The organism is Geothermobacter hydrogeniphilus (genome assembly GCF_002898515.1).
In the GTDB taxonomy this organism is placed as follows: Bacteria; Desulfobacterota; Desulfuromonadia; order Desulfuromonadales; family Geothermobacteraceae; genus Geothermobacter_A.
Map to the genome: position 1 here is coordinate 1 of NZ_PPFX01000032.1, position 25584 is coordinate 25584.

At 60.8% G+C, this 25584-nt stretch carries 27 protein-coding genes and 1 tRNA gene; 10 read left to right on the forward strand and 18 right to left on the reverse strand.

Annotated features, from left to right (window positions below):
* Positions 1-191: 191 nt before the first annotated feature.
* A tRNA-Arg gene (locus C2E25_RS12710) sits at positions 192-268 on the reverse strand.
* Positions 269-383: 115 nt separating this feature from the next.
* On the opposite strand from C2E25_RS12710, the gene C2E25_RS12715 reads away from it, so the two are divergent.
* Complete coding sequence (locus C2E25_RS12715; protein ID WP_103116110.1) at positions 384-1235, forward strand: MBL fold metallo-hydrolase; 852 nt, start codon at positions 384-386, stop codon at positions 1233-1235.
* 1 nt (position 1236) lies between these two features.
* Here the strand turns inward: C2E25_RS12715 and C2E25_RS17895 are convergent, their stop codons facing one another.
* From C2E25_RS17895 to C2E25_RS12735, 4 genes are all read right to left on the reverse strand, one after another.
* Positions 1237-2067 carry a multiheme c-type cytochrome gene (locus C2E25_RS17895; protein ID WP_146032969.1) on the reverse strand — a complete coding sequence of 277 codons (831 nt, stop codon included), beginning with the start codon at positions 2065-2067 and terminating at the stop codon, positions 1237-1239.
* Positions 2064-3158, reverse strand: coding sequence for a cytochrome b (locus C2E25_RS12725; protein ID WP_103116112.1), 1095 nt, complete (start codon positions 3156-3158; stop codon positions 2064-2066). The genes C2E25_RS17895 and C2E25_RS12725 overlap by 4 nt, the downstream gene beginning before the upstream one ends.
* A gap of 9 nt (positions 3159-3167) precedes the next feature.
* Positions 3168-3602, reverse strand: a complete 435-nt coding sequence (locus tag C2E25_RS12730) for a ubiquinol-cytochrome c reductase iron-sulfur subunit (RefSeq protein ID WP_103116113.1) — start codon at positions 3600-3602, stop codon at positions 3168-3170.
* A 508-nt stretch (positions 3603-4110) separates the two neighbouring features.
* Entirely contained in the window at positions 4111-4800 is a 690-nt protein-coding gene (locus C2E25_RS12735; RefSeq protein WP_103116114.1) for a DUF1573 domain-containing protein, read from the reverse strand.
* A gap of 210 nt (positions 4801-5010) precedes the next feature.
* Between C2E25_RS12735 and hpt the strand changes: the two genes are divergently transcribed.
* Both hpt and C2E25_RS12745 read left to right on the forward strand, forming a co-directional pair.
* Complete coding sequence (gene hpt, locus C2E25_RS12740; RefSeq protein WP_103116115.1) at positions 5011-5541, forward strand: hypoxanthine phosphoribosyltransferase; 531 nt, start codon at positions 5011-5013, stop codon at positions 5539-5541.
* Between the two features lie 42 nt (positions 5542-5583).
* Positions 5584-7140: a DUF3426 domain-containing protein gene (locus C2E25_RS12745; RefSeq protein WP_103116152.1), complete on the forward strand. Its 1557-nt coding sequence runs from the start codon at positions 5584-5586 to the stop codon at positions 7138-7140.
* 148 nt (positions 7141-7288) lie between these two features.
* Here the strand turns inward: C2E25_RS12745 and C2E25_RS12750 are convergent, their stop codons facing one another.
* Complete coding sequence (locus tag C2E25_RS12750; protein ID WP_103116116.1) at positions 7289-7459, reverse strand: 4Fe-4S binding protein; 171 nt, start codon at positions 7457-7459, stop codon at positions 7289-7291.
* Between the two features lie 292 nt (positions 7460-7751).
* On the opposite strand from C2E25_RS12750, the gene C2E25_RS12755 reads away from it, so the two are divergent.
* Positions 7752-9017, forward strand: a complete 1266-nt coding sequence (locus C2E25_RS12755; protein ID WP_103116117.1) for an acetate kinase — start codon at positions 7752-7754, stop codon at positions 9015-9017.
* Positions 9018-9269: 252 nt separating this feature from the next.
* Here C2E25_RS12755 and pta read toward each other — a convergent pair whose 3' ends face one another.
* Positions 9270-10271, reverse strand: a complete 1002-nt coding sequence (gene pta, locus C2E25_RS12760; RefSeq protein WP_103116118.1) for a phosphate acetyltransferase — start codon at positions 10269-10271, stop codon at positions 9270-9272.
* Between the two features lie 157 nt (positions 10272-10428).
* Between pta and C2E25_RS12765 the strand changes: the two genes are divergently transcribed.
* Positions 10429-11358, forward strand: a complete 930-nt coding sequence (locus C2E25_RS12765; RefSeq protein WP_103116119.1) for an energy transducer TonB — start codon at positions 10429-10431, stop codon at positions 11356-11358.
* Between the two features lie 467 nt (positions 11359-11825).
* Here C2E25_RS12765 and gcvPB read toward each other — a convergent pair whose 3' ends face one another.
* The 6 genes from gcvPB to C2E25_RS12795 form a co-directional block, all read right to left on the reverse strand.
* Positions 11826-13286 (reverse strand): aminomethyl-transferring glycine dehydrogenase subunit GcvPB, encoded by a 1461-nt coding sequence (gcvPB, locus tag C2E25_RS12770; protein ID WP_103116120.1) that lies wholly within the window; start codon positions 13284-13286, stop codon positions 11826-11828.
* A complete protein-coding gene (gene gcvPA, locus C2E25_RS12775) occupies positions 13283-14632 on the reverse strand; it encodes an aminomethyl-transferring glycine dehydrogenase subunit GcvPA (RefSeq protein WP_103116121.1) in 1350 nt (449 codons plus the stop codon). Before gcvPA ends, gcvPB begins: the two co-directional genes overlap by 4 nt.
* 190 nt (positions 14633-14822) lie before the next feature.
* A complete protein-coding gene (gene gcvH, locus C2E25_RS12780) occupies positions 14823-15209 on the reverse strand; it encodes a glycine cleavage system protein GcvH (RefSeq protein WP_103116122.1) in 387 nt (128 codons plus the stop codon).
* 34 nt (positions 15210-15243) lie between these two features.
* Complete coding sequence (gene gcvT, locus C2E25_RS12785) at positions 15244-16347, reverse strand: glycine cleavage system aminomethyltransferase GcvT (protein WP_103116123.1); 1104 nt, start codon at positions 16345-16347, stop codon at positions 15244-15246.
* 146 nt (positions 16348-16493) lie between these two features.
* Positions 16494-17345, reverse strand: coding sequence for a bifunctional methylenetetrahydrofolate dehydrogenase/methenyltetrahydrofolate cyclohydrolase FolD (gene folD / locus C2E25_RS12790; RefSeq protein WP_103116124.1), 852 nt, complete (start codon positions 17343-17345; stop codon positions 16494-16496).
* Positions 17346-17495: 150 nt separating this feature from the next.
* Positions 17496-17759 (reverse strand): FmdB family zinc ribbon protein, encoded by a 264-nt coding sequence (locus tag C2E25_RS12795; RefSeq protein ID WP_103116125.1) that lies wholly within the window; start codon positions 17757-17759, stop codon positions 17496-17498.
* 201 nt (positions 17760-17960) lie between these two features.
* Here C2E25_RS12795 and C2E25_RS12800 point away from each other — a divergent pair, with 201 nt between their 5' ends.
* Complete coding sequence (locus tag C2E25_RS12800; RefSeq protein ID WP_103116126.1) at positions 17961-18656, forward strand: DUF6901 family protein; 696 nt, start codon at positions 17961-17963, stop codon at positions 18654-18656.
* A 2-nt stretch (positions 18657-18658) separates the two neighbouring features.
* Here C2E25_RS12800 and C2E25_RS12805 read toward each other — a convergent pair whose 3' ends face one another.
* Genes C2E25_RS12805 through C2E25_RS12815 form a run of 3 tightly spaced genes read right to left on the reverse strand, consistent with a single transcriptional unit; the run spans position 18659 to position 19808 of the window.
* Positions 18659-18964, reverse strand: a complete 306-nt coding sequence (locus tag C2E25_RS12805; protein ID WP_103116127.1) for a DUF167 domain-containing protein — start codon at positions 18962-18964, stop codon at positions 18659-18661.
* Positions 18964-19512 (reverse strand): DivIVA domain-containing protein, encoded by a 549-nt coding sequence (locus tag C2E25_RS12810; protein ID WP_103116128.1) that lies wholly within the window; start codon positions 19510-19512, stop codon positions 18964-18966. Before C2E25_RS12810 ends, C2E25_RS12805 begins: the two co-directional genes overlap by 1 nt.
* The gene (locus C2E25_RS12815; protein WP_103116129.1) at positions 19512-19808 is read right to left on the reverse strand and encodes a YggT family protein; all 297 of its coding nucleotides are present in this window, start codon (positions 19806-19808) and stop codon (positions 19512-19514) included. The genes C2E25_RS12810 and C2E25_RS12815 overlap by 1 nt, the downstream gene beginning before the upstream one ends.
* Before the next feature lie 244 nt (positions 19809-20052).
* On the opposite strand from C2E25_RS12815, the gene C2E25_RS12820 reads away from it, so the two are divergent.
* The 3 genes from C2E25_RS12820 (at position 20053) to hgcB (ending at position 22837) form a co-directional block, all read left to right on the forward strand.
* Positions 20053-21117, forward strand: coding sequence for a 3-deoxy-7-phosphoheptulonate synthase (locus C2E25_RS12820; RefSeq protein ID WP_103116130.1), 1065 nt, complete (start codon positions 20053-20055; stop codon positions 21115-21117).
* A gap of 116 nt (positions 21118-21233) precedes the next feature.
* Complete coding sequence (gene hgcA, locus C2E25_RS12825) at positions 21234-22532, forward strand: mercury methylation corrinoid protein HgcA (protein ID WP_233189426.1); 1299 nt, start codon at positions 21234-21236, stop codon at positions 22530-22532.
* Positions 22533-22549: 17 nt separating this feature from the next.
* Complete coding sequence (hgcB, locus tag C2E25_RS12830) at positions 22550-22837, forward strand: mercury methylation ferredoxin HgcB (protein WP_103116131.1); 288 nt, start codon at positions 22550-22552, stop codon at positions 22835-22837.
* A gap of 227 nt (positions 22838-23064) precedes the next feature.
* On the opposite strand, the gene lhgO is transcribed toward hgcB, so the two are convergent.
* A complete protein-coding gene (gene lhgO / locus C2E25_RS12835) occupies positions 23065-24273 on the reverse strand; it encodes an L-2-hydroxyglutarate oxidase (RefSeq protein ID WP_103116132.1) in 1209 nt (402 codons plus the stop codon).
* Positions 24274-24357: 84 nt separating this feature from the next.
* Positions 24358-24543 carry a MerR family transcriptional regulator gene (locus C2E25_RS12840; protein ID WP_103116133.1) on the reverse strand — a complete coding sequence of 62 codons (186 nt, stop codon included), beginning with the start codon at positions 24541-24543 and terminating at the stop codon, positions 24358-24360.
* A gap of 121 nt (positions 24544-24664) precedes the next feature.
* Between C2E25_RS12840 and C2E25_RS12845 the strand changes: the two genes are divergently transcribed.
* Positions 24665-25582, forward strand: coding sequence for a diguanylate cyclase (locus C2E25_RS12845; protein ID WP_103116134.1), 918 nt, complete (start codon positions 24665-24667; stop codon positions 25580-25582).
* The last annotated feature ends 2 nt before the right edge of the window (positions 25583-25584 follow it).

The window sequence follows — 25584 nt, forward strand, 5'->3', positions numbered from 1 at the left end:
CAGTTCAGGGATTCCATGTAGGCGTCATGGAGGGGGGAGCCGCCGGGGCATATCCGGTCCCGGCGGCTCTTGAAAAGAGATTCCTGTACCGGAAGGAAAATACCATAATGTCATGTTTCAGGACGGGACATAACTGCCGGGCACAAACGAAAAACGGGTTGACCAAAAACCGGCCAACCCATTGAATTTTCTGGCGCGCAATATAGGATTCGAACCTATGACCTCTGCCTCCGGAGGGCAGCGCTCTATCCAGCTGAGCTAATTGCGCACGGGGGGTTTATATAACGCATAGCGGGGCAGATTGCAAATGGAAAAAAGGGCAGCGAAAGATGATGTTCGATCTGTTATAATCGCCCCCGCAACCCGAACCCGCGAGGAATCTGATGCGCCTGCTGCTGATCATCGTCTGTCTGCTTCTTCCCTGCCTGGCCTGGGGAGAGTCGAGCTACCAGATGGTCAAGCTCACCGACGGCGTCTACGCCGCCATTGCCAGAACCGGCAGCCGCGCCACCTCGAACGCCCTGCTGGTGGTCGGCAGGGATAAAGCGGTGGTAATCGGCGCCCATTTCACCCGCGAAGCGATCCAGGACCTGGTGACCGCCGGTGCCGCTGTCACCGGGACCCCGATCCGCTACTTCGTCCTCGCCCATCATCATCGCGGCTACAGCCACATCGACTTCGACTTCCCCCCCGGCAAGGAGGTGATCATGTCGTGGCAGACCTGGCTGGCCGTCAATAGCGAAAAACGCGCCGTGGATTTTCCGGTCATTTTCTTCCGCGAGGGGATGACCCTGAAACTGGGCAGCAAGAGCCTGATCCTGACCAATGTCGGACCGGGTCACACCGACGGCGATGTCGTCGCCTACCTGCCGGAAGATAATGTCCTGTTCACCAGCGACCTGCTCTACACCGACAGTGTCGGCTACATGGGAGACGGGCATATGCGGGAATGGGTGCTGGCCCTCGATTTTCTGGAGAATCTGCAGGCCAGGTACGTTGTTCCCGGGCAGGGTCCGGTCAGCCGCAGCAGCGACATCCGCGACTACAAGAACTTTTTTAAGGACTTCCTGACCGCCATCATCAACCATATCGAACGCGGCGACAGCCTGAAGAAAACCCTGCGCACCTTCGATCTGCCACAGCACCGGGACCGCAAAGGCTACAAGCAGTTCATGCAGACCAACATCCGCCGAGCCTATCTGCAGTTGCGTGAGCAGGTCAGCCCCAAAAACTGAATCAGCCTTTCCCTTCCTCATCATGGTAGGTCCGCCGTAACAGCAGACAGAGGCCGCCGGCGACCAGCAGCAGGACAATGGCGATCCCGCCCCAGAGCTTGCGCTGGCTGAGATCAGAACGAATGCCGGCCACTTCAGTCGCAACCTCCCCGAGGGATTTCTGCACCGCCGCGGTGCCCTGATGAACCTTGTTCACATCAACGGTATGAAACAGCCGGTGAAACTCGTTGCGCTTGGCGAACACCTCACCGCGCATCTTCTTCACTGCGATCCCGAGCCGGCGCAGGTCGGCCAGGTCGCGTTCCAGACCGGAAATGATGCGGTCAGTATCGGTCAGGGCCGCCTTGATCCTGGCGGCACGTTCAAAACTGTGACAGCGGGTGCAATCCTTGTCATTGATCAGGTCGGGGCTGGCCTTGACGACGGCATGGTTGCCATGACAGGTGACACACTGCGGTCCCCCCTTGCCGAGGGCCCGGCCGTGCTTGCTGGCCAGGTAATCATCCTTGACCCCGATATGGCAACGACCGCAGAAGGCGGGAATCTCGGCTTTTTCCGGAGCACCGCGAAACCCCCGCTCAGGGCTCATGGCCATGGCGAAATCGGTCGGGTCACCACCATGACAGTCATGACAGGAAATTCCGTTCTGCCGGTGAATGCTCTGTTTCCAGAGACCGACCGGCGCCCCGAGACGCCCCTCCATCCCACCATGACACTGCAGACAGACCGTCTCCCTGGGAATCGTGGGGGCCTCCTCACCGGCGGAAAAAACCGGCCCCGGCAACAGGAGCAGCAGGCATCCGGCCAACAACCATCCTTTCGCGTGCATCATGAGTAGCGCCCCCAGATTGAGATGCCGATCAGCAACAGCAGACCGAGTACGTAACAGGTGACGAAAAGCGGCCGCTTTGCCGGACGACGTTCCTCTCCCCGATCAATGAACGGCAGCAGGGCGAGAAAAGTCATCAACGCTCCCTGGGCGGCCAGGCCGATGAGTTTGCTGGGAAAAATCTTCAATGTCTGATAGGCCCAGAGGAAATACCATTCAGGCTTGATATGCTCTGGAGTCACGAAGGGGTTAGCTGGTTCAAGGGCGTCAAGGGGGATAAAAATCTGCGGAGCAAAGAAGGTCACCGCCACCAGCACCGCCAGGGCAAAGCAGACCATGGCGGCCTCTTCGGCAGTGTAGTTGGGGAAAAAGGGAATCCCCCCCGGATGCTTTTCGTGATCGAACACCGTACCGACCCGCGCCGGTTTGGCATCCTTGCCGAAAGGCGGCACGGAAATGCCGCAACGGCGCACGCAGAAGAGATGAAAACCGACCAGCCCCATGAGAGCCCCCGGCAGCACCACCACGTGGAGGGCGAAAAACCGTCCCAGGGTCGGCGCCCCGACCGAAGGCGCGCCGCGCAGGAACTCGACCAGCTTCGGGCCGATCACCGGCACCGCACCGGCGGCATCCGTCGCCACCGTGGTCGCCCAGAAGGAGAGCTGGCTCCACGGCAGCAGGTAGCCGGTCAGGCAGAGGCCGAGTCCCAGGTTGAAAAGGATGAAACCGGACAGCCAGGTCAGTTCCCGCGGCCGCTTGTAGGAGCCCATAAACAGCACCGAAAGCATGTGCAGCAACAGCACGACAACGATCAGATTGGAGCCAACCGCGTGCAGGTTGCGAATCAGCCAGCCGTAGGGAACAGCGTTGACAATCGTTTCGACACTGCCGAAGGCCTTCTCGGTATCGGGCACATAATGGATCAGCAGCAGGATGCCCGTCAGGAACTGCAGTCCGAACAGCGCCAGCAGCACCGTTCCAAGCGAATACCAGGCGTTGATATTGCGCGGCACCAGGTAGCCGCTGGTGTTCTCCTGCCAGAGTTCCCTGACCCCGAGACGCACATCCAGCCAGTCAACAGCACGTTTGAGCATAGTCCCCTCCTAGCCGATGACCAGCTGATCGCCGTCAAGTTTTATATTGAAGGACTCAAGCGGTTTCGGTGGCGGTCCGCCGAGGACCTGGCCGCTGGTGGAAAACCGGCCGCCATGACAGGGGCAGAGAAACTCCTGCTTCTCGTTGACCCATTTGACGATGCAGCCGAGGTGGGTGCAGACCGCTGTCAGGGCAACGAACTCCCCCGGTTTCGGCTGCAGAATAACCGCCGGCCGGCCACGAAAATCGATGAACTCGGCCCCTCCGACCGGAACCTTGTCACGCGCCAGGGTCACCTTGGTATCGGCATCGCCCCTATCACGCGGCGAAAGATAACGCAGCAACGGCCAGGCGGCCATCGCGCCGAGGACAGTGCCCAGGCCCGCCAGCAGCACCGTCAGAAAAGTCCGCCGCTGGGAAGAAGGAAGTTCGTTCTGAGGCATGACAACTCCTTGGATTGTATTGACACCCCGAATCAGGGCGTCAGGACACGCAACACCGGAACATCAAAACAGAAAAAAGTATAATCGCTGCCCCGCAACTTGCAACCAGTCGGGCCAAAAGACTTTTTCTGTCATATTTTAAACCGTGGTTAACGAAGATCGGCGGGATCTCCCCCACCGCCGAAGGGCGAGGAATTTTGTGCCGAATCAAGGCGCCGACTGATGAGCGCGGAGGCGTAGCGGCAGCTACGTCGCACAAGCGAAGAGGGAGGCAACGCCGAGTCGGTGCAAAAGAACCGCCCGACAGCCACCCGCAACGAAGATCAGCAGGGGCCCCCGCCACCACCGCCGAAGGGGCGAGGAATTTTGTGCCGAATCAAGGCGCCGACTGATGAGCGCGGAGGCGTAGCGGCAGCTACGTCGCACAAGCGAAGAGGGAGGCAACGCCGAGTCGGTGCAAAAGAACCGCCCGACAACAGAAAAAAGCCCGGGCGGCCCCGGGCTTCGATCATTCCGATTTGGTGATCCGCAACTGCAGGGGAATCCGCAGCTCGGGAAGCCGCGGGCTGTCGGTCGGGATCAGCAGATAGCCGCTGACAACTGTTTTTCCCGACCCCGCCGTGGCCGTCAATTCAATATCAGCGGTTTCGCCGGGCTGTAGCAGGCGACGGGGAAAGTCGACCTGGATCTCCCTGGCCGTGGTGCGGGCGGGCCCGATGGCGGCAACCTGGTCTCCCTTGTTGGTCAGCTTGACCCGGGTACTGACCGACTGTCCGGCAGCGACCGGCCCAAGCGTCACGGAACGGGCGCTCAGCTGCAACTCTTCCTTGACATTGCCGCGCAGATGCAACTGAACCAGTTTGTGGTTCGGGTCGTTGGTGTACACATAGATGGTTTTAACCACATTGCCATGAAAACGGGTCGAGTCGAAGGTGGCATGGACCTCGCCGGTCGCGCCCGGGGCGAGTTCCTTGCTTGAAACCAGGGCCGCCGTGCAGCCGCAGGAACTCTTGACCCTGTCGATCAGAAGCGGATCATCCCCGGCGTTGCGGAATTCAAAAACGTGCTCGACCTTCTCCCCCTGGAACACACTGCCGAACTGAAAATCGGGCTGGGTCACTTCGATTCGAGGCCCGTCAGCCAGAACGGGGGCGACAGGGACAAGCAGCAACAGGGACAAAAAAAACAGACGGATCATGTCAACAGACCTTTCACTTGAACATAGATAGGAATGTGCAGAGCTTAACCGACCCCGGGAAACGACGCAAGCCCCTGAACAGAGACGTGAAGAAATTGACACATCCCTGCCTAATTGCTATAGAATGGCAGGCTGACAGGCTGATAAAAAACACCTATCTCCGGCGTTGCCCGTCGTACTGCCCCTCCAACAGAACGAGTCTGAAACAAGATGCCCGAACTGAAACTGAAAACGCTTTTCTCCGCTGAAGAAATTGAACGCCAGGTCATCCGCCTGGGTCAGGAAATCAACCGTGACTACCAGGACCGGGAAATCATCCTGGTCGGCATCCTCAAAGGCTCGTTTCTGTTCATCGCCGACCTCTGCCGGCAACTGCAGGGACCGCTGACCATCGATTTCATGCGTCTGGCCAGCTACGGCTCCGAAACCCAGTCCTCGGGCATCATCGAGCTGCGCAAGGACCTTGAAGTTTCCATCAGGGGCAAACACGTGCTGGTGGTCGAGGATATCATCGACAGCGGCCTGACACTGCAGTCCCTGCTGCACCGCCTGCAGGAACGCCAGCCGGCGTCTCTCAAAGTCTGCGCCCTGATTGATAAACGCGCGCGGCGGGAAGTCTCTCTGGAAGCGGACTACATCGGCATCACCATGGATGACGGCTTCATCGTCGGCTACGGACTCGACTATGATGAACGTTACCGCAATTTACCCGGAATTTTCCTGGCTGAACCCTTTGAATAGCTCGATTTCCTGATTTGGTAACTGCCCGAGGAGGGGTCTGACATGATTATCCAATGCGACGCCTGTCAAACCCGTTTCAAACTGCCCGACGAAAAACTCAAGCCGCAAGGGGTCAAGGTCCGCTGCACCAAGTGTGATACCGTCTTCCGCGTCCCCGGCCCCCCGCAACCCCCGGAAACAGCAGTTTCCGCACCGAGCGGCACACAATCCGCCGGAGACAACGTCGATTCCGCCGATATCGGTCGCGACAATACCGGCAGTCAGCCGAGCGCGGAGCGGGACGATTTCGATTTTGATGAGTTCAACATGGAAGATCTCGGCAGCGCTGCGGAAGCAGAGAATGCCACCGACACTTCCGCCGACAAAACCGCGGCCACCGTGCCGAACGAGGTCAGAGAATTCGACAGCGAGTTTCCCGACTTCAACCTGCCGGAGGACTTTTCCTTTGATGACGGTCCGACCGCCCCGGAACCGCTGGCCGATTTTTCTCCCGAGGAATTGAGCCTCGAAACCCGGCAGACGGAAACCCGGACCGCCCCTGACGAGAGGCCTTCGGCGACAACCGACTTTTCCGCAACGGACCTCGAAGCCCCGCCCGCCGAGGACTTTTCCTTCGACCCGGAAAAGGAATTATCCATCGGCGGCGACCTTGGTGAGACTTTCAATCTCGACGATGATCTCGGCGCACTTCCTGAACTCGGCGAGCGTCCGGAAGCCAAACCCAAGGAATTCGGCGGCGGCATCGATGATGAATTCAGCTTCTCCGCCGACGAACCGGAAGCCGCCGGAGACCGGGCCGGATCCAGCCCGACCGGACCGGTAGAATTCGCTTTCGACGATGTTCCGGCCGAAACCGAACTGGACGTCGAACTGGACTCGGAGCAGACGAAAACCGGAGATTTCATCTTCGAACAAGAGCCGACGCCCCTTCCGGAGTCCTCAACGCCGCTGGAAAACTCCAGTACGCCGGTTAAGCAGGCCACGGCCCCGACAACACCACCCAAGTCGACGAGGAGCCGCCAACGGGGAACGGCGCGGATCAAGAAACGCAAAAAGAACCGTCACACCGGGCTGTTGCTGGTGCTGCTGCTGACCGCCCTGCTGGCCGGCGGCTACGCTTACCTTGCCCAGGTCAAGGGGACCTGGGATCCGCATGTTCTGCTGCGACACCTGCAGCTGTTGACCGGCACCTCGGCTCCGGAAGATCCGACCGCCAAAATCGAACTGCTGAACATGCGCAGCACCTTTATCAGCAACCAGAATGCCGGACAGCTGTTCGCCATTTCCGGGGAAGCCCGCAACGGCTATGATCACACCCGCTCGGCGATCTCGGTCAAAGGTGTGATCTACGACGCCAAAGGCAAGCCGGTCCTGCAGCAGACTGTTTTCTGCGGCAACCCCCTCGACGAGGCGGCCCTGCGCACCCTGCCCTTCGCCAAGATCGAGGAGACCATGAACAACCAATTCGGGGATTCCCTCTCCAATCTCGACGTCGCGCCGGGAAAAACAGTTCCCTTCACCATTGTCTTCAGAAACCTGCCGAACGAGGTTACGGAATTCAACGTTGAAGTGGCCGACTCCAGGCCGGGAACGAGATAATCCGCCGATCGGGGTTCAAACCGGATCCGGCCTGCTCGTGCCAACCGCAGCGAACAACGCGATACACACCAGACACAAAAAAGCCGCCCCGAAAAGGAGCGGCTTTTTTGATGAACCATTGAACAACCGTGACTGTCGCCGACGGTGATCAGGCCGGGGCGATGGCATCCACCGGGCAACTGTCAACGCAGGCGCCGCAGTCGGTGCAGGTGGCCGCGTCAATGACGCGGGCGTCGCCCTGCTCGCTGATCGCCTCCACCGGGCAAACCGGCTCGCAGGCACCACAGTTGATACATTCGTCTGAAATCAGATGAGCCATGGTTACATCCTCCTCTACAGGTATTGTGGAAACAGCTCTTTGACAATTCCGGCGGAGTATACCACTGCCGTTTACGCCATGTCCAGCCCCGGCCTCGACACCGCGGCACGACAAATTCCTTGCAATGAAGACGTCCATCCGCTAGTCTTTCAAAACTTCGTTGGCCCGCAACATAAGCGGATTAACAAGGAAAAACCGGTTTCATCCCACCATCCTTTTTTTCCATGAAACAATATTCTATCTGGGGAGATAGAGCTCACCATTCACCCAACTCTGGAGGAGGTTTGATTCAATGGATATTCTTGCTTTGAACTGCGGCAGTTCGTCGGTCAAGTACCAGCTCTACAACTGGAGCAAAAAAGAGGTCATCGCCAAGGGGATGGTGGAAAGGGTCACCATCGGCGACTCGTTCATCATCCACGAGGTCCCCGGACGCGAAACCTATCGTGAAGAATACGAGTGCCCGGATCACAAGGTCGCCATCCACCTGATCGTCAAGACCCTGACCGATCCTGAATACGGTGTCATCAAAGAGATGAACGAGATCAGCGCGGTCGGCCACCGGGTGGTCCACGGCGGCGAGAAATTCACCTGTTCGGTGATGATCGACGACGCCGTCCTCGACGCCATCAAGGAGGTGCAGCATCTCGCGCCGCTGCACAATCCGCCCAATATCGCCGGCATCGAGGCCGCCCAGGCCAACCTGCCCGAAGTGCCGCATATCGCCATTTTCGATACCGCCTTCCACCAGTCGATGCCGGAGGCCGCCTACATGTACCCGCTGCCCTACGAGTGGTACGAGAAATACGGCGTCCGCCGCTACGGCTTCCACGGCACCAGCCATCTCTACGTCTCCAAGCGGGCGGCGGTGATGCTCGGCAAGGAGCCGAAGGACTGCAACATCATCACCATGCACATCGGCAACGGCGTCTCGCACACCGCCATCAAGGGCGGCGTTTCGGTCGATACCTCGATGGGCCTGACCCCTCTCGAAGGTGCCGTGATGGGAACCCGCTGCGGAGACATCGACCCGGCCATCCCGATGTTCATCCAGCAGCAGGAGAACCTGTCAGCGAAGGAAATCGACACGATCCTCAACAAGAAGTCGGGGGTTCTCGGCATCACCGGCCAGTTCACGGACCGCCGCGACGTGCTTGAGGGCATTGACAACGGCGACGAGCGCTGCAAACTGGCCCTGGAGATCGAGGGCTACCGATTGAAGAAATATATCGGCGCCTACTGCGCCGCCCTGGGCCGGCTCGACGCCGTGGTCTTCACCGCCGGGGTCGGCGAGATGGGCTGGAAGATCCGCGAGGCCGCGCTGGAAAACCTCGACCACATGGGGATCATTCTCGACAAGGAGAAGAACCGCAACACTATGACCCGGAAAAAAGAGTCCGTCATCACCACCCCCGACTCACCGATCAAGGTGTTCGTCATTCCGACCGATGAGGAACTGGTCTTCACCGAGGATGTGGTCGCAATCCTCGAAGAGACCTACACCGATCACATGAATTTCAAGTACTCGTTTTCGTCGAGCGAGTTTCAGCGCAAATAAGGCTGGAAGGCTGGAAGGCTGGAAGGCTGGAAGGCTGGAAGGCTGGAAGGCTGGAAGGCTGGAAGCAGGTAAACAAAAGCCGGTGGTAATGTCCACCGGCTTTTGCTTTTTTTGCACCCCGTTCCAAGGCGCGAGGGATTTTTCGTCAGATCAAGGCGGAGACGTGATTCCCGCGGAGGTGTAGCGGCAGCTACTCCGCACAAGGAAATCACGCCTCCAACGCCGAGCTGGCGGAAAAGAACCGCGCCCTCGCTACCCCTGGGCCTGGACGGCGGTAATGGCTGCCACCGACACAATATCCTCGACACTGCAGCCGCGCGAGAGGTCATTGACCGGCTTGGCCAGCCCCTGGATGATCGGCCCGACCGCCTCGGCGCCGGCCAGCCGCTCGACCAGCTTGTAGCCGATATTGCCGGCATCGAGATCGGGGAAAACCAGCACGTTGGCCTTGCCGGCGACCGCTGAATCCGGCGCCTTCTTGGCGCCGACCCTGGGCACCAGGGCGGCATCGGCCTGCAGTTCACCGTCAATCTGCAGCTCGGGAGCAATCTCCTTCGCAATTTTCAATGCTTCGAGGACCTTGTCACAGTCAGGGTGGCCGGCGCTGCCCTTGGTCGAGAAGGAGAGCATCGCCACCCGCGGTTCGGCACCGAGAAAACTCCGGCAGCTGGCGGCGGTGGCCACGGCGATTTCGGCCAGCGCCTGGGCATCGGGATTCGGGTTGACGGCGCAGTCGGCGAAGCAGATGGTGCCGTTCTCGCCAAATTCAGGGGTTCTGGTCACCATCAGGAAGACCGAGGAAACGGTGCGCATGCCCGGCGCCGTGCCGATCACCTGGAAGGCGGCGCGCAGCACGTCCCCGGTGGTGTTGAAAGCTCCGGCCACCATGCCGCCGGCATCTCCCCTGCGCACCATCATGGCGCCGAAGAACAGGTTGTCCTCAGCGGTCAGGGTCTGCCGGGCCTGCTCGGCGGTCATCCCCTTCTTCTCCCGCAGTTTGACCAGTTCGGCGACATAGTCGTCGAGATCGGCCGCCGCGGCCGGATCAACCAGGTCGACGCCATCCAGCGAGACACCCAGTTCCCCGGCTCTGGCCTGCAGATCCTCGGGTTTGCCAAGCAGCACGACCCTGGCCAGACCGTCCCCAACGATCCGACCGGCAGCCTGAACCATCCGCTCGTCATAACCTTCCGGCAGCACCACGGTCTGCGGATTCTGTTTTGCCTTGTTCTTGATCTGATCCACCAAATGCATTGCACTTACCTCCTTGTCCAGAGTTGGAAAAGCCCATATATAGCCGTTCGCGCCGAAGCCGGTCAACAGAATTTGCCATCCACGCGCGATCAGAAATTATCCAACACATCTCTTCCATCGGTTATAATGATGCGCCTATATCAACCTCACGGACCCCATGAACCGGAATCGCACCCAACAGAACCTGCTACTGCTCTTCCTGCTGCTCTCACTGCTGATCCACCTGCTGCTGGTTCTGCTGAGCAAGCAGCTGCCCCTGTTTCCCAAACCGCAGAAGCCGGAACGGGTCTATGTCCAGATGAGAGAACCTGAACAGTTCCGGGACCTGGACATGCCGGTTCACAAAGAGCTGGAAAAACCACGAAAAAAACCGGCCAAACGCCTCGGGCCGGCCGACCAGGTGGTCGAAAAGGAACAGGCTCCCAAGGGAGAGAGCCTGGAAGATATGCGTCCGGACGCCGCCGCGCCGCCGGCCCCGGCAATGAAACCCAGGGTCGCCGCGCCACAACCGAAAAAGGGCAAACCAAAAGCGGAATCTCTTCCCGAGGGGAAACAGCCGACCGTCCAGAAGCAGGTCAAGACCACCGAAGAGAATCAACCACGGGAAGAAACCCAGGCGAGTGAACAGACCGAAACGCTGCCGGATACCCGGTCACTGCTGCAACTGCCGAGCGACACCACCGCCCGGATCGACAAGGAATGGCGACAAAAACAGCGTGATGTCGCCGTCGGTGACGAGGTCTGGCTCGACAGCCAGCAGGATCTGCTGTTTTCCTTTTTTCAGCGCCTGCGCAACGGCATCTACAACGTCTGGAACTATCCCGCCAGCGCCGCTCGACAAGGAAGGCAGGGACGATGCCTGGTCCGCATGACCTTCCTGCGCGACGGTTCAGTCAAAAAAGTCGAACTGCTGAGATCCTCAGGAACCCGCATCCTGGACAGGGAGGCGCTGGCCGCCGTCCGCAAGGGCGGCCCCTACGGTCCGCTGCCGCGGGCCTACCCGAAGGACAAACTGGTCATCAAGGCCTGGTTCACCTACGACCTGCGCAGGAGCCGCACCAAGGGCGCGGGAATCTACGGACAATAGCAGACTGAGTAAAAACGCCCATCTGCGGCGTTGTCCTCCCCCCGCGTCAACGACGTACCTTCCGGTACGCCTTATTCCGCGGGGTTTCGGACGCCTTGCATCTGGACATTTTTACTCAGTCTGGGGAGCCTGACATTTCAATGCAACGCACCGGTAAGATCGCCCACCTCCGCCGTCAAAGGGCGAGGGATTTTTCGCCAGATCAAGACGGAAGCGTGCTTCCCGCGGGGACGTAGCGTACGCTAGGTCACACAGAGATCGGCAGTCCAACGCCGAGCTGGCGGAAAAGAACCGCCCCTCGTACCTGACAACGAAGCACGAACGCTCTGTCTCCCCGCACTGTCAAAGGGCGAGGGATTTTTCGTCAGATCAAGGCGGAGGCGTGCTTCCCGCGGAGGCGTAGCGGCAGCTACGTCGCACAAGGGAAGCACGTCTCCAACGCCGATCTGGCGGAAAAGAACCGCCCGCTATGCCTGCCAGCAGAGGCAGGGCTGCCTCGCCGCCCGCGTCTCATCCAGTCGCCCGATTTTGGTGCAGCGCGGTGCTTCGTGCAGCAGCTCGGGATTCTCCTCCGCCTCTTTGGCAATCGCCAGCATGGCATCACAAAACTCGTCGATCACCTGTTTGCTCTCACTTTCGGTCGGCTCTATCATGATCGCGCCATGAACCACCAGCGGGAAGTAGATGGTCGGCGGATGGTAACCGTAATCGATCAGCCGCTTGGCGAGATCGAGGGTGTGGCAGTCACCGCCGAGGTTCTTGTCGGAGAAAACCACCTCGTGCAGTGAGCGCTGCTTGTAGGGCAGGTGAAAGACCTCCTCCAGCCGGGCGCGGATGTAGTTGGCGTTGAGGACCGCCAGCTCACTGGAACGTTTCAGCCCTTCGCCGCCGAGGCTGCGCAGGTAGGCCCAGGCACGGACCATGACGCCGAAATTGCCGTTGAAGGCCCGCAGCCGACCGATACTCTGCGGACGGTCATGATCGAGACGGAATCCATCCCCGGTCTTCACCACCAGCGGTGCCGGCAGGAAGGGTTCGAGGGCCTGGCAGACACCGACCGCGCCGGCCCCCGGCCCACCGCCGCCATGGGGGGTGGAGAAGGTCTTGTGCATGTTGAAATGCATCACGTCCATTCCCAGGTCGCCGGGGCGGGCAATCCCCATCAGGGCATTGAGGTTGGCCCCGTCACAGTACACCAGGCCACCCTTTTCATGGACCACATTACAGATTTCACGGATCTGGCTTTCGAACAGTCCCAGGGTGTTGGGATTGGTCACCATCAGCCCGGCCACGCTGTCGTCCATCTTCGCCCGGACATCCTCGACGTTGAGGACACCGTCCGGACCACTGGCCAGGGGCACGACCTCGAACCCGCACAGCGCCGCGGTCGCCGGGTTGGTGCCGTGGGCGGTGTCGGGAATCAGCACCCTGGTGCGGCCGCCGCCACGGGATTCGTGCCAGGCGCGCACCATCAGCATACCGGTCAGTTCGCCATGAGCGCCGGCGGCCGGCTGCAGGGTCAGGGCGGGAAAACCGGAAATTTCCTTTAGTCCTTCCTGCAGTTCGTACATCAGCGCCAACGCGCCCTGTGCCAGACGGTCAGGGGTGTAGGGATGGAGGTTGGCCATCCCCGGCCTGCGGCAGGCCACCTCGTTGACCTTGGGGTTGTATTTCATGGTACAGCTACCGAGGGGATAAAAACCGGAATCGACGCCGTAGTTCCAGGTCGACAGGCGGGTGAAATGGCGCACCACGTCGACCTCGGACAGCTCCGGGAATCCTTCCACCGTGTCACGCACCAGCTCGGCATCCAGCTGAGCGGGCGGAACATCCGACGCCGGCAGGCTGTAGCCCTTGCGGCCACTGTCGGACAATTCGAACAACAGTTTTTCATTCAGCACCAGTCCTCGGGTTCCGAGTCGACTCATGCCGCACCTCCTTTCAGGGCCGCGACCAGGCGGTCGATATCGTCGCGGCTGTTCTGTTCGGTCACGCAGACCAGCAGCCGGTTGGCATCGGCGGCATCGAACCTGGCCAGGTCGATACCACCGAGAATGTTGTCGGCTTCCAGTCGGCGCAGCAATTCAGCAGCCGGCCGCGGAGTGGCAACGACGAATTCATTAAAGGTCGGCGCCTGATAGGGAAGCAAAAAACCGGGCAGAGAAGCGATCTGCCGCTTGGCATACTCGGCCTTGGCCAGGTTCTGCTCGGCCAGTTCCCGGATCCCCTGCTTGCCCAGCAGGGCCAGGTAGATGGCCACCATCAGGGCGCAGAGGCCCTGATTGGAACAGATGTTGGACGTCGCCTTCTCCCGCCGGATATGCTGCTCACGGGTAGCGAGGGTGAGAACAAAACCACGTTCACCGTTTTTGTCCAGGGTTTCCCCGATCAGCCGCCCCGGCATGGAACGCACCGCCTTCTTGCGCGCGGCGAAGAAACCGACCCCGGGGCCGCCGTAGGCAACCGGCAGGCCGAAACTCTGCCCTTCGCCGACGGCGATGTCGACACCCTGCTCTCCCGGCGACTTGAGCAGCCCGAGGGAGACCGGTTCGGCGGTCGCGCTCACCAGCATGGCACCGCAGGCATGGGCCTTGTCGGCCAGGTCGGCGAGCGGCTCGATGACCCCGTAGAAGTTCGGGTAACCGACGATCACCGCGGCGACGGTCGTATCGAGAACCGCGGCAAGGGCATCGGCATCGGTACGGCCATCGGCGGCGAGCGTTACCTCGACCAGTTCCAGGCCGAGGTAACGGCAGTAACTGGCCACCGTCTGCCGGTATTCGGGATGCAGACCGGCCGAGAGGAGCAGTTTCCTGCGACGCGTCGCCCGTACCGCCATCAGCGCCGCCTCAGCAGTCGCCGAGGCGCCGTCGTACATCGAGGCATTGGCGACATCCATGCCGGTCAGCTGGCAGATCAGGGTCTGGTACTCGAAGATCGCCTGCAGGGTTCCCTGGCCGATCTCCGGCTGATAGGGAGTGTAGGCGGTGTAGAATTCACTGCGCGAAACGAGATGGTCGACCGCGGCGGGAATAAAATGGTTGTAGGCTCCGCCGCCCAGGAAAGAGAGCGCCCGGGCACTGGAAGTGTTGAGTTCCGCGAGCCGATCAAGTTCCCGCAGCAGGTCCGGCTCGGAAAGCGCGGGGGGCAGATCGAGAGGCCTCTGCAGGCGGTCATCAGCGGGGATGGCGCTGAACAGCTCATCGACGCTGCTCACCCCGATGGCCTCCAGCATCTGCCGGATATCGTCGTCGGTATGGGGAAGGTAGCGCATCAGATTCTCCTTCAGGCGACAGCCGCCGGCGTCGCCGTGTGTGGGAAACCGCGAACCGGAAAACGTTGCCGGTGCGGGCAAACGGCAACAGGCTGTGCCGGTGCGGTCAACCCGCGGGCACAGCCTGCGCCGAAGAATTGCCGGATCATGATCCGGTTACAGCGTGGGGCAGTCCTCAACCTCAACCGGGTCAGTGTTCCGACTCGCAGAACTCCTGGTAGGCCGCGGCATCCATGAGGCTCTCCAGTTCAGCCTGGTCGGAGACCCTGATCTTGATCATCCAGGCATCTTCATAGGGCGAAGTATTGACCATCTCGGGAGCATCGGGCAACTCCGCGTTGACTTCGACGACCTCCCCGCTGAGCGGCGCGTAGACATCGGAAACCGCCTTCACCGATTCGACCACGCCGAAGGGCTTGCCCGCCTCAACCTGGGTACCGACTTCAGGCAGTTCGACAAAAACCACGTCTCCCAGCGCATCCTGGGCGAAATCGCTGATGCCGACGGTGGCGATATCGGCCTCGGAGAGAACCCATTCATGCTCGGCGGTGTACTTCAACTCCTCGGGAAATTCCATCTCGATTCTCCTTTTTGCAATGATCGGTAGCGGGTCAATCCCGCCAGTTCTTGATAAAAGGGGTTTTGGCAACCCGACAGGCGACCTGGCGGTTGCGGATGCCGATAGACAACTCCTTGCCGACACCGCTGCATTCCGGCCGAACCAACGCCAGTGCGATGCCGACCTTCAGACAAGGCGACATGGTCCCGCTGGTAACCGTCCCGACCTGCTCCTCGCCGGCGAAAACCGGGTAGCCGTCGCGGGGAATGCCCCGGTCGGTCATCACCAGCCCGGCCAGGCGGCGCGGAACGCCTTTTTCTTTCTGTTTGAGCAGCGCGTCGCGGCCGATAAAGTCTCCCTTGTCGAACTTGGTGATCCAGCCGAGGCCCGCCTCCAGCGGGGAAATTTCGGAGGAAAGTTCATGTCCGTAAAGAGCGAACTTCATCTCCAGCCGCAGGGTGTCCCGCGCGCCGAGACCGCAGGGCTTGATCCCCTCTTCGCTGCCCGCCGCCATCAATGCCGTCCACACCGACTCGGCCGCTTCGGCGGCGAAGTAAAGCTCGAACCCGTCTTCACCGGTATAACCGGTGCGGGAAATGATGGTCGGGACGCCGGCAACCTGCCCTTCGGCAAAGTGGTAGTAGCGGATATCCTTGAGGTTATGCGTGGTCAGGCGGGCGAGAATGGTCTCCGCCGCCGGCCCCTGCAGCGCCAGTTGGGCATAATCATCACTCAGGTTGCGCAGTTCCACGTCGGGAAAATCACCCTCTTCGAGCACCTGCTCCATCCAGGCGAAATCCTTGTCGGTGTTGGAGGCGTTGACGCAGAAGAGGAAACGATCGGCGGCGAACCGGTAGAGGGTGACATCATCGACAATCCCGCCGTGGGGATAGCAGATGGCCGAGTACTGGACCTGCCCGATCTCCAGCTTGGCGGCATCGTTGATGGTCAGGTGCTGGATATAGGCCAGAGCGCCGGCGCCGCGCACTTCGACCTCTCCCATGTGGGAGACGTCGAACAGACCGGCGGCCTCGCGGGTAGCGAGATGTTCGTCGATCACGCCGGTATACTGGACCGGCATATCCCAGCCGCCAAAGTCGACCATGCGGGCGGCCAGGTCACGGTGAATACGGTTGAGCGGGGTTTTTTTCAGCATAATGCCACTCCTTTCAGAGCCGCATTATGGAGGATAGACGAACAATTGAAAAGTTTTTTTCCGGCAGATCGAACAATGTTTCCGTATCACCCCCCACCCCGGTTCCGGGCGGCGACCGCCGCCGGAACGGGAAGAGGGTTTCCATCTCAGCCGCGGGCGCGGCGCTGAGCACTTTCGAGGGTATTATAGAGCAGCATGGTGATGGTCATCGGGCCGACTCCCCCGGGAACAGGGGTGATGGCGCCGGCACGCTCGCTGACGGAAGCGAAATCGACATCGCCGACCAGCTTCTTCTCACCGATCCGGTTGACACCGACATCGATCACCACCGCCCCCGGCTTGATCCAGTCCCCCTTGATCATCTGCGGACGACCGACCGCGGCGATGACAACGTCGGCACGCCGCACCACCTCCGGCAGGTCACGGGTCCGCGAATGGCAGAGAGTCACAGTGGCATGCGCCGCCAGGCACATCAGCGCCACCGGCTTGCCGACGATATTGGAGCGGCCGACGACGACGACCTCCTTGCCGGTCAGGTCGCAACCGACCGACTCCAGCATCTTCATCACCCCGTAGGGGGTGCAGGGACGAAAGAGCGGGTTGCCGGTAGCCAGCCGACCGACATTGTAGGGATGAAACCCGTCGACATCCTTGGAAGGCGAAATCGCTTCCAGCACCTTGCGTTCATCAATGTGTTCCGGCAGGGGCAACTGGACCAGAATGCCGTCGATCCGTTCATCTTCGTTGAGCTGGGCGATCAGTCCGAGCAGGGTCTCTTCACTGGTTTCGGCCGGCAGCTTGTGTTCATCGGAATAGATCCCCGCCTCGCCGCAGGCCTTTTCCTTCATCGCCACGTAGACCTTGCTGGCCGGATCCTCGCCGACCAGTACCACTGCCAGCCCGGGCGTCACCCCGCCGGCCTTGAGTTGTTCCGTACCCTGACGGATTTCCTCACGCAACCGCGCCGCGATCACCTTGCCATCGATAATCTCTGCCATGCTCACAGTCTCCTCTTCTGCTGATGGATTAAGCCTCGCGCTTAACCAATGAAACTATAGGGAAGGCGAAAAATAAAGTAAACCTGCCGGTGGATTTTGGCCGGATAGCGTCTACAAAAAAAAATCCCCGGTCGAACGACCGGGGATTTTTCAGGCATTGGCTGCCGACTTGGGACAACCGTCACAGGCGCTCGGTTTGCTTTCCTTGCCGCCCGCGGAGCAACTGTCAGTCTTGCTGCCGCCGTATCCCTGGGCATACCACCCTCCCCCTTTAAGGGTAAAGGCGGTCTGAGAAATCAGCTTGCGGACCGCACCGCCGCACTCACGGCAAGCGGTCAGCGGGGCATCGGAAAATTTCTGTCGGGCTTCGAACTTGAGTCCACAGGATTCACAAAGATACTCGTAAAGCGGCATGACAACAAACCTCCGGATCTGTTTTCGGCCGCCAATCTAATGATTTCCCCGGCAATTGTCAAGTTGGCCGGCATCCTGCTGAAAAGTTCCGCCAAAACGAACCTTGACCAACAGCCGGGAACCTCGTAACGTGAAAAGCTCCTTAACGCCTGAATCAGTGAGCCCACGGATTCAGGCAACCACTTGTGAGCAAAACGTTCCATGCAACCACTGGCCATTGAATATCGCTGCCTGCTGCCTCCCGGAGAAACCGTCAGCTTCCACCTGGCGCTCGACTCGAAAAACCTCGATCTGCTTGACCGACCGCGGCAGGATCCTCCGGAATGGGCAGCCCTCGGCTTCCACCAGTGCCCCCACTGTCCTCTGCAGACCACCCAGATCCCCTTCTGCCCGGCGGCAGCCGCCATCTCCCCCCTGGTCGACTGCTGCAGCGACCTGGTCTCCCACGAACAACTGGTGCTGGAAGTGGTCACTCCGGAACGCACCATCCGCGGCAGCATCACCGCCCAGAAAGCCCTGGGTTCGCTGATGGGGCTGCTGCTGGCGGTCAGCGGTTGTCCACGCACCGCCTGGTTCAAACCGATGGCCCGTTTTCACCTGCCCCTGGCCAACGAGCATGAAACCCTCTACCGGGCCGTAAGCATGTACCTGCTGGGTCAATACTTTCGGTCCCGGGCGGGAAAGGACGCCGACCTGAATCTGGAGGGGCTGTATACCATCTACACCGACCTGCGCATCGTCAACCGGCAACTGGCCAACCGCCTGCATCGGATTGTCAACCAGGACTCAACCCTCAACGCCCTGGTCATCCTCGATATCCTCGCCCGTCAGGTGCCGGTCGGCATCGAGGAGGAACTCGATTCACTGCGACCGCTGTTCAGGACCTATCTGGACTGAATTCAGGATCCCGGGTTCAGGAATTCGGAAAGGATCCGACGGGCGTCGGACTCGGAGACGCCATGCAGCAACAGGCGTTTATGACGGGATTTGTCTCCCGATATGAGTTCGACCCGCCCCTTGGCAATGCCGAACAGTTTGCCGAAAAACTGGCCACAGAGCTTATTGGCGGCCCCCTCCACCGGCGGCGAGGTCAGGCGCACTTTCAACTCATTCCCCTGTATTCCGACCAGCTGATTGCGGCTTGCCCGGGGCTGAACAAGGATGGCCAGTACGACGCCGTCGGCCACACTCTGCAGACAGGGCATCAATCCTCCTCGTCATCCTCGGGGACCAGCAGGGGAACGGAGGCTTCATCGAAAGGGAGCGGCTCCTCCAGCAGTTTTTCATCCCGGCGGGCATTTTCAAGTTCGACAACCTCAAGGTCAAGCAGTCGCATGTGGCTTTCCACCAGCGCCCGCAGCGAGGTTTCAAAGGAGATCTTCTGCCGCTTGATCTCCTGGATTTCATTGATCAGTTGGATGCGGCGCTGTTCGGCATCCCGCACCACCCGTTCGGCCTTCAGTTCCGCCTCGGTGAGGATGATTTCCGCCTCGTTGCGGGCGTTGGACTTGATATCCTCCACCATCTTCTGGGTGGTCAGCAGGGTTTCCTTGAGGGTCGACTCCCGCTGCTGCATCTCCTGCAGCGAGGAGCGGGTGCGGGCGAGTTCTTCCTTGACCTCCTGGTGCTGACGACTGACGCGCTCCAACTCATCGGCGACCATTTCCAGAAACTGGTCGACCCCGGCGGTATCGTAGCCGAGCAGCCGGGTCTTGAACTGGTGCTGCTGAATATCAATCGGGGTAATCGCCATCACCAGGCCCCCATGCTTCCCGCCAGCATCACGATCAGCCCGACCACCAGTTTGCGACCGACCTCCAGGGCCAGCATCAGGATGATCGGTGAAAAATCAAAACCGCCGAATTGCAGCGGGACGAGGCGGCGGATGCGGAACAGAACCGGTTCGGTCGCGTTGTGCAGAAAGCGCACGATCGGATTATAGGGATCGGGATTGACCCATGAAATCAGGGCCCGACCGATGACGATGAAAAGGTAGATTTGAAAAACCAGGTTGACAATACTGATCAACGACTCGAAGATAATCCCCATGGCCTGCGGCGACCCTTTCTAACCCTTGGTTTTTACGAGAAAAAATTCCGATCAAAGGACATTTATACAGAATCGTGCCATGCCTGTCAAACCTTTCGGCAGGCGGCCCCGGTCGGTCTTTTTGACAACCGCCGGCAAACCCGCTACAGTACCGTCGCACGCTTCAGACGACGGATTTGTCGTTGCTAAACCATTGTTTATTAAGCACAAAACAAGCCTCACCGCCGACCAAAGGATAACCCTCATGATGCGCACCAACAACCTCAACGTCAGCGGTCTGACCCCGATCATCGCCCCGGCGGAACTGAAGCAGGTTCTGCCGGTCAGTGAACGGGACGCCGCCTTCGTCACCGAATCGCGTGATGCGATCAAGAACATTCTCAAGGGCGAGGACCGCAGGCTGTTCGTCGTCGTCGGCCCCTGCTCCATTCATGACCCGAAAGCGGCCCTGGAGTATGCCGAGAAGCTGTCGGTTCTCAGCCGCGAGGTGGAAGACCAGCTGCTGCTGGTGATGCGGGTCTACTTCGAGAAACCGCGCACCACCATCGGCTGGAAGGGCCTGATCAACGACCCCGACCTGGACGGCTCCCACCTGATTTCCAAGGGACTCGGCATTGCCCGGCGGCTGCTCAGTGACATCACCTCGCTGCAGATCCCGATCGCCGGGGAGATGCTTGACACCATCACCCCGCAGTACCTGGCCGACCTCATCAGCTGGGGGGCGATCGGCGCCCGCACCACCGAATCCCAGACCCACCGGGAAATGGCCAGCGGTCTTTCCTTCCCGGTCGGCTTCAAGAACGGCACCGACGGCAATCTCAAGATCGCCCTCGACGCCATGCAGGCCGCCCATCACAGCCACTACTTCCTCGGCGTCAACCGCGAAGGACGCACCTCCATCGTACACACCATCGGCAACCCGGATGTTCACATCGTTCTGCGCGGCGGCAGCAACCGCCCCAACTACTCTCCCGAGGATGTGGCGGCGACCGAGCAGCAACTTGAAAAGGCCGGCCTCAACCGCGGCATCATGGTCGACTGCAGCCACGGCAACAGCAACAAGGACCACACCCGCCAGGCCGAGGTGCTCAGCAGCGTCCTCGAACAGCTCAAGGGCGGCAACCGTTCGATCTGCGGACTGATGATCGAGAGCAATCTCAAGGCCGGCAACCAGCCGATCCAGAAGGATCGCGGCCAAATGGAGTACGGCGTCTCGATCACCGACAAGTGCATTGACTGGCAGACCACCGAAGAGTTGCTGCGCAACGCTCATGCAACCCTCAAGGCACTGGGCGGGCGCCCCGTCTGACGACAGTCGCAGGCGGCTTTACCCCCGGACCGGTTCGCGCTAAGATGCGGGCCGGTCTTTTTTGTCCTGCCGGGGTCACAACACCGGTCGCCAGGATAGAAACACGGAGTTCTCCCATGCCAGAAACTCAATCCGCCGGGCAGGCCTGCGGCTGCAGCCCGGCAAACGATCCACCAGCAGAAAACCAGCGGGCCAGACAGGGCGGCAGTTGCTGCCCCACCGCGGCCGCCGGGGACGAGGGACAGCTGAACGATGCCTGCTGCCCGACGAATCCCGGTGCAGACCATGCCGACCGGGGCGAGGAGACCTGCTGCGGGCCGGCTGCAGACCGTTGCTGCCAGCCGGACGAAGCCGCCCGGCGCCGGGGATGGGAACGACCCGGGCACCGCCTCTGGCACTTCGTCAGCGACCTGTTGCCGACCACGGTCGGCGACGTCCCGCAGGTCAGAACCGAGCTGGCCGCGGCCGACCATGCCGGGCGCCTGCTGATGCGCTGGGGGATCGGGCGCGACCGCTATCGCATCGCCCCGGGGCTCTACGCCATAGGTCGCCCCGACGCACATTCCGAGGTGCTGGTGAGCGCCAACTACAAGCTCAGCTTCGACATGCTGCGCAGGGAACTGGCCGGCCGCAACCTGTGGCTGCTGGTACTGGAGACCTACGGGGTGAATGTCTGGTGCGCGGCCGGCAAGGGAACCTTCGGCACGGAGGAAATCATCAGCCGGGTCAGGACGGTTGGCCTGGAACAGGTCGTCAAGCATCGCCGGCTGATTGTCCCGCAACTCGGAGCGCCGGGCGTTGCCGCCCACGAGGTCAAGCGCGACTGCGGGTTCCGGGTCATCTACGGGCCGGTGCGCGCCACCGACCTGCCGGGCTTCCTCGACAACGATTTCCAGGCCAGCGCGGAGATGCGGCGGGTACGCTTCTCGACCTTTGACCGGCTGGTCCTGACGCCGGTGGAGTTGACCGGCCTCGGCAAGTCGACCCTCTACGCACTGCTCGCGGTGCTGCTGCTGGGAGGCATCGGGCCTTCCATCTTCAGCTTCGACGGGCTCCTCCATCGCGGCGGCGGTGCGCTGCTGGTTTTTCTTGCCGGGCTGTTTTCAGGCGCGGTGGTCACCCCGTTGCTGCTCCCCTGGCTGCCCTGGCGAGCTTTTGCGGCCAAGGGAGCCCTGGTCGGTGCGGTGACCGCCCTGCTGATGCTGCTGGTCTGGGGACCGGCTCTCGGCGGCGCCAACGGTCTCGCGTTGCTGCTCGCAGTGCCGGCGGTCTCCTCCTGGTATGCGATGAATTTCACCGGGTCGAGCACCTACACCTCCCCGTCCGGGGTGGAAAAGGAAATGCGCCGCGCGATCCCCTTCCAGGCGGCGGCACTGCTGATCGCGGCCGGCTGCTGGCTGTGGGCGGCCTTTTAGAAAAGCGAGGAACGACGATGCGTGAACACGCCTACCTGAACGACACTGTCAGCCTCGAACTGGCCGAGGAGAAATGCACCGGCTGCGGACTCTGCACCCTGGTCTGCCCCCACGCCGTGCTGCGGGTGGAGGACGGCAAAGCCCGCATCGACGCCCGCGAGCGCTGCATGGAATGCGGTGCCTGTGCCAAAAACTGCGCCTTTGACGCCCTCAAGGTCGAAGCCGGAGTCGGCTGCGCCAGCGCCATCATCTACGGCTGGCTGACCGGCAAGGAAGCGAGCTGTGACTGCGGCGGGGGCTGTTGAAACCTTAAACCTGAATCAGTGAGTCCCTTGTCGGCGGACAGCACAAGTCATGGATCTGCCTGAGCTTCCCCAAAATCACCAGCGAACCTGTGGGTGCGCTTCAGATTTTTGAAAATCTCATTCAGACCAAGCACTTGCACTCTCCATCCAACAGGAACTCACGGATTCAGGTTTAAGAATCGAAAAAAGCGGTCTCGCGCCCGTTCGCCAGCGCTCACGAGAGAAAATCAAAGTCCGAACTCCTCCTGCGCCCGCCGCGCAATCTCCCCGGCAATCGCCAGCGCGGCAGTCGCCGCCGGCGAGGGCGCGTTGAGAACATGGATCATGCCCGGCGCTGATTCAATGACGAAATCATCGACCAGCGCCCCGTGCCGATCCACCGCCTGGGCGCGGACGCCGCTGCCCCACCCCTGCAGGTCGGCGGCGTTCAGCTCCGGCAGCAGTCGCCGCAGGTCGGCGAGGAATGTCCGTCGGCTCAGGGAACGGTGACATTCGGCGATGCCGACCCGCCAGAATCCGGCGGCCATTTTCCAGAACCCGGGGAAACACAGGGTCTGCAGTAGATCCCGTGGGGAAATGTCGGTTCGCCGATACCCTTCACGCTTGAAGGCCAGCACCGCGTTCGGCCCGGCCTCGACCCGGCCGTCGATGTCACGGGTAAAATGAACACCGAGAAACGGCAGGTCGGGATTCGGTACCGGGTAGATCAGGTGCCGGACGAGCCCCGCTCCCCGCTCGCCGAGATGGTAATACTCGCCGCGAAACGGTACGATGCGTACCGCCGGATCGAGACCCGCGCGCCGCGCGACCAGGTCGCTCTGCAGACCGGCGCAGTTGACCAGGTAACGGCAGCGTCGGCGGCCACGGCTGGTCTCAAGAAGAAAACCATCCCCGACAGGTCGAATGCGCCCGACCCGGCAACTGGTCACTACCTCCCCCCCGGCCACCTCGATATCCTCGGCCAGGGCCGCCGCGACCCGGCGATAGTCAACCACCCCGGTCTGGGGGACCCGCAGTCCGGAGATCCCCGCGACATGCGGCTCATACCGCTTCAGTCCGGCCTTATCCAGCCACTGCAGGCCCTCAAGCCCGTTGGCCTCGCCGCGCCGCTGCAGAGTTTCAAGGCGCTGGGCTTCTTCCGCATCCAGCGCCACCACCAGCTTTCCACAGCGTTCAAAGGGGATCTTCCGCCGCCGGCAATAGTCATACAGCGCTTCCCGCCCCTCCCCGCAGAGACGGGCCTTGAGGGAACCTGGCCGGTAATAGAGTCCGGAATGGATGACACCGCTGTTGTGCCCGGTCTGCTGACAGGCGACCTCGGCATCCTTTTCCATCACCTGCAACCGCAATCCAGGCCGCACTTCGAGCAGCTTTCGGGCAGTCGCCAGGCCGACAATTCCGCCGCCGATCACCACCAGGGTGCAATCATGCCTCATGTCAAACAGTTTTCTTTCCCTGCCGGGCAGAAAAAAACGGGTTAATGATTTGATGACAGGAGTCGAAAAGAACTACAGTCCGGGTCAGTTGAAGCGCACCATGGTCTCAACTTCCAGGCTCACATCGTCAATATTGACGCGGACAAGTTTTCCCTCTTCATTCTCGAACCGGACCAGTCCGTCATCGACCCAGGCCTTCACCCGGGAAAGAGGAATACCGAATTTATCGGCAGCGGCCTGCGGTTCATACCAGGTCTTGACCAACGACATAAGACACCTCCTACGGCAAGGAGCAGCAGTGCTTTCTACCATTATACCCGCTGAGAAACTTTACAACGGCTGCCGGGACGTTATAAATAGGGGCCATATCCTGTTCGAAGACGAGGAACCTATGAAATCAGCCATCCTGATCATCGACGATTCAAAACGTGCCCGGCAGCAGGTCATCGATATCCTGAAGGAAAAATCCCTGTTCAAATTCGTCTACGAGGCCGGTGACGGCATCGAGGGCTTCAAGACCGCTCTGAATCGCCCGATCGACCTGATTCTCTGTGATGTCGAAATGCCGGGGATGGACGGCTTCAAGTTTCTGAGGATGATGAACAGCCGGGAAGAACTGCAGGATATCCCGATCATCATGCTGACCGGACGCGAGGACAGTGAAACCAAGGTCCGCGGGCTGGAAGAGGGAGCCAGCGACTATGTCACCAAGCCTTTCGATCCGGCCGAAATGATCGCCCGGGTCAAGGTGCAGCTGAAAATCAAGTCACTGCAGGACAAGCTCAAAAAGAGCAACCAGATGCTGCTGGAACTCTCGCACACCGACCCGTTGACCGGACTCAACAACCGCCGCTTCATGATGGAGGGGCTGGCCAGGGAATTCGAGCGCAGCCATCGCAAGAACGCCCCCCTGTCGATGATCATGATCGATATTGATCATTTCAAAACCATCAACGACACCTACGGGCACCAGAAGGGGGACGCGGTTCTGCAGGGGCTCGCCGCGCTGCTCAAGCAACACCTGCGGCAGTACGACACCGCCGCCCGCTACGGCGGCGAAGAGTTTGCCCTGATCCTGCCGGAAACCAGCATTGAAGAAGCGGCTCAGGTCGCCGAGCGGCTCCGGCAGGCAACCGAAAAACTGATTTTCGAAGATTTGAGTCAACTGCGGATGACCGCCAGTTTCGGCATCGCCACCACGCCGGCGGATACGGTTCAGTCACTCGATGACCTGATCCGGGAGGCCGACTACGCCCTCTACAACGCCAAGCGCGCCGGCCGCAATCGGGTCGAAGCGATGGTGGCCTGACG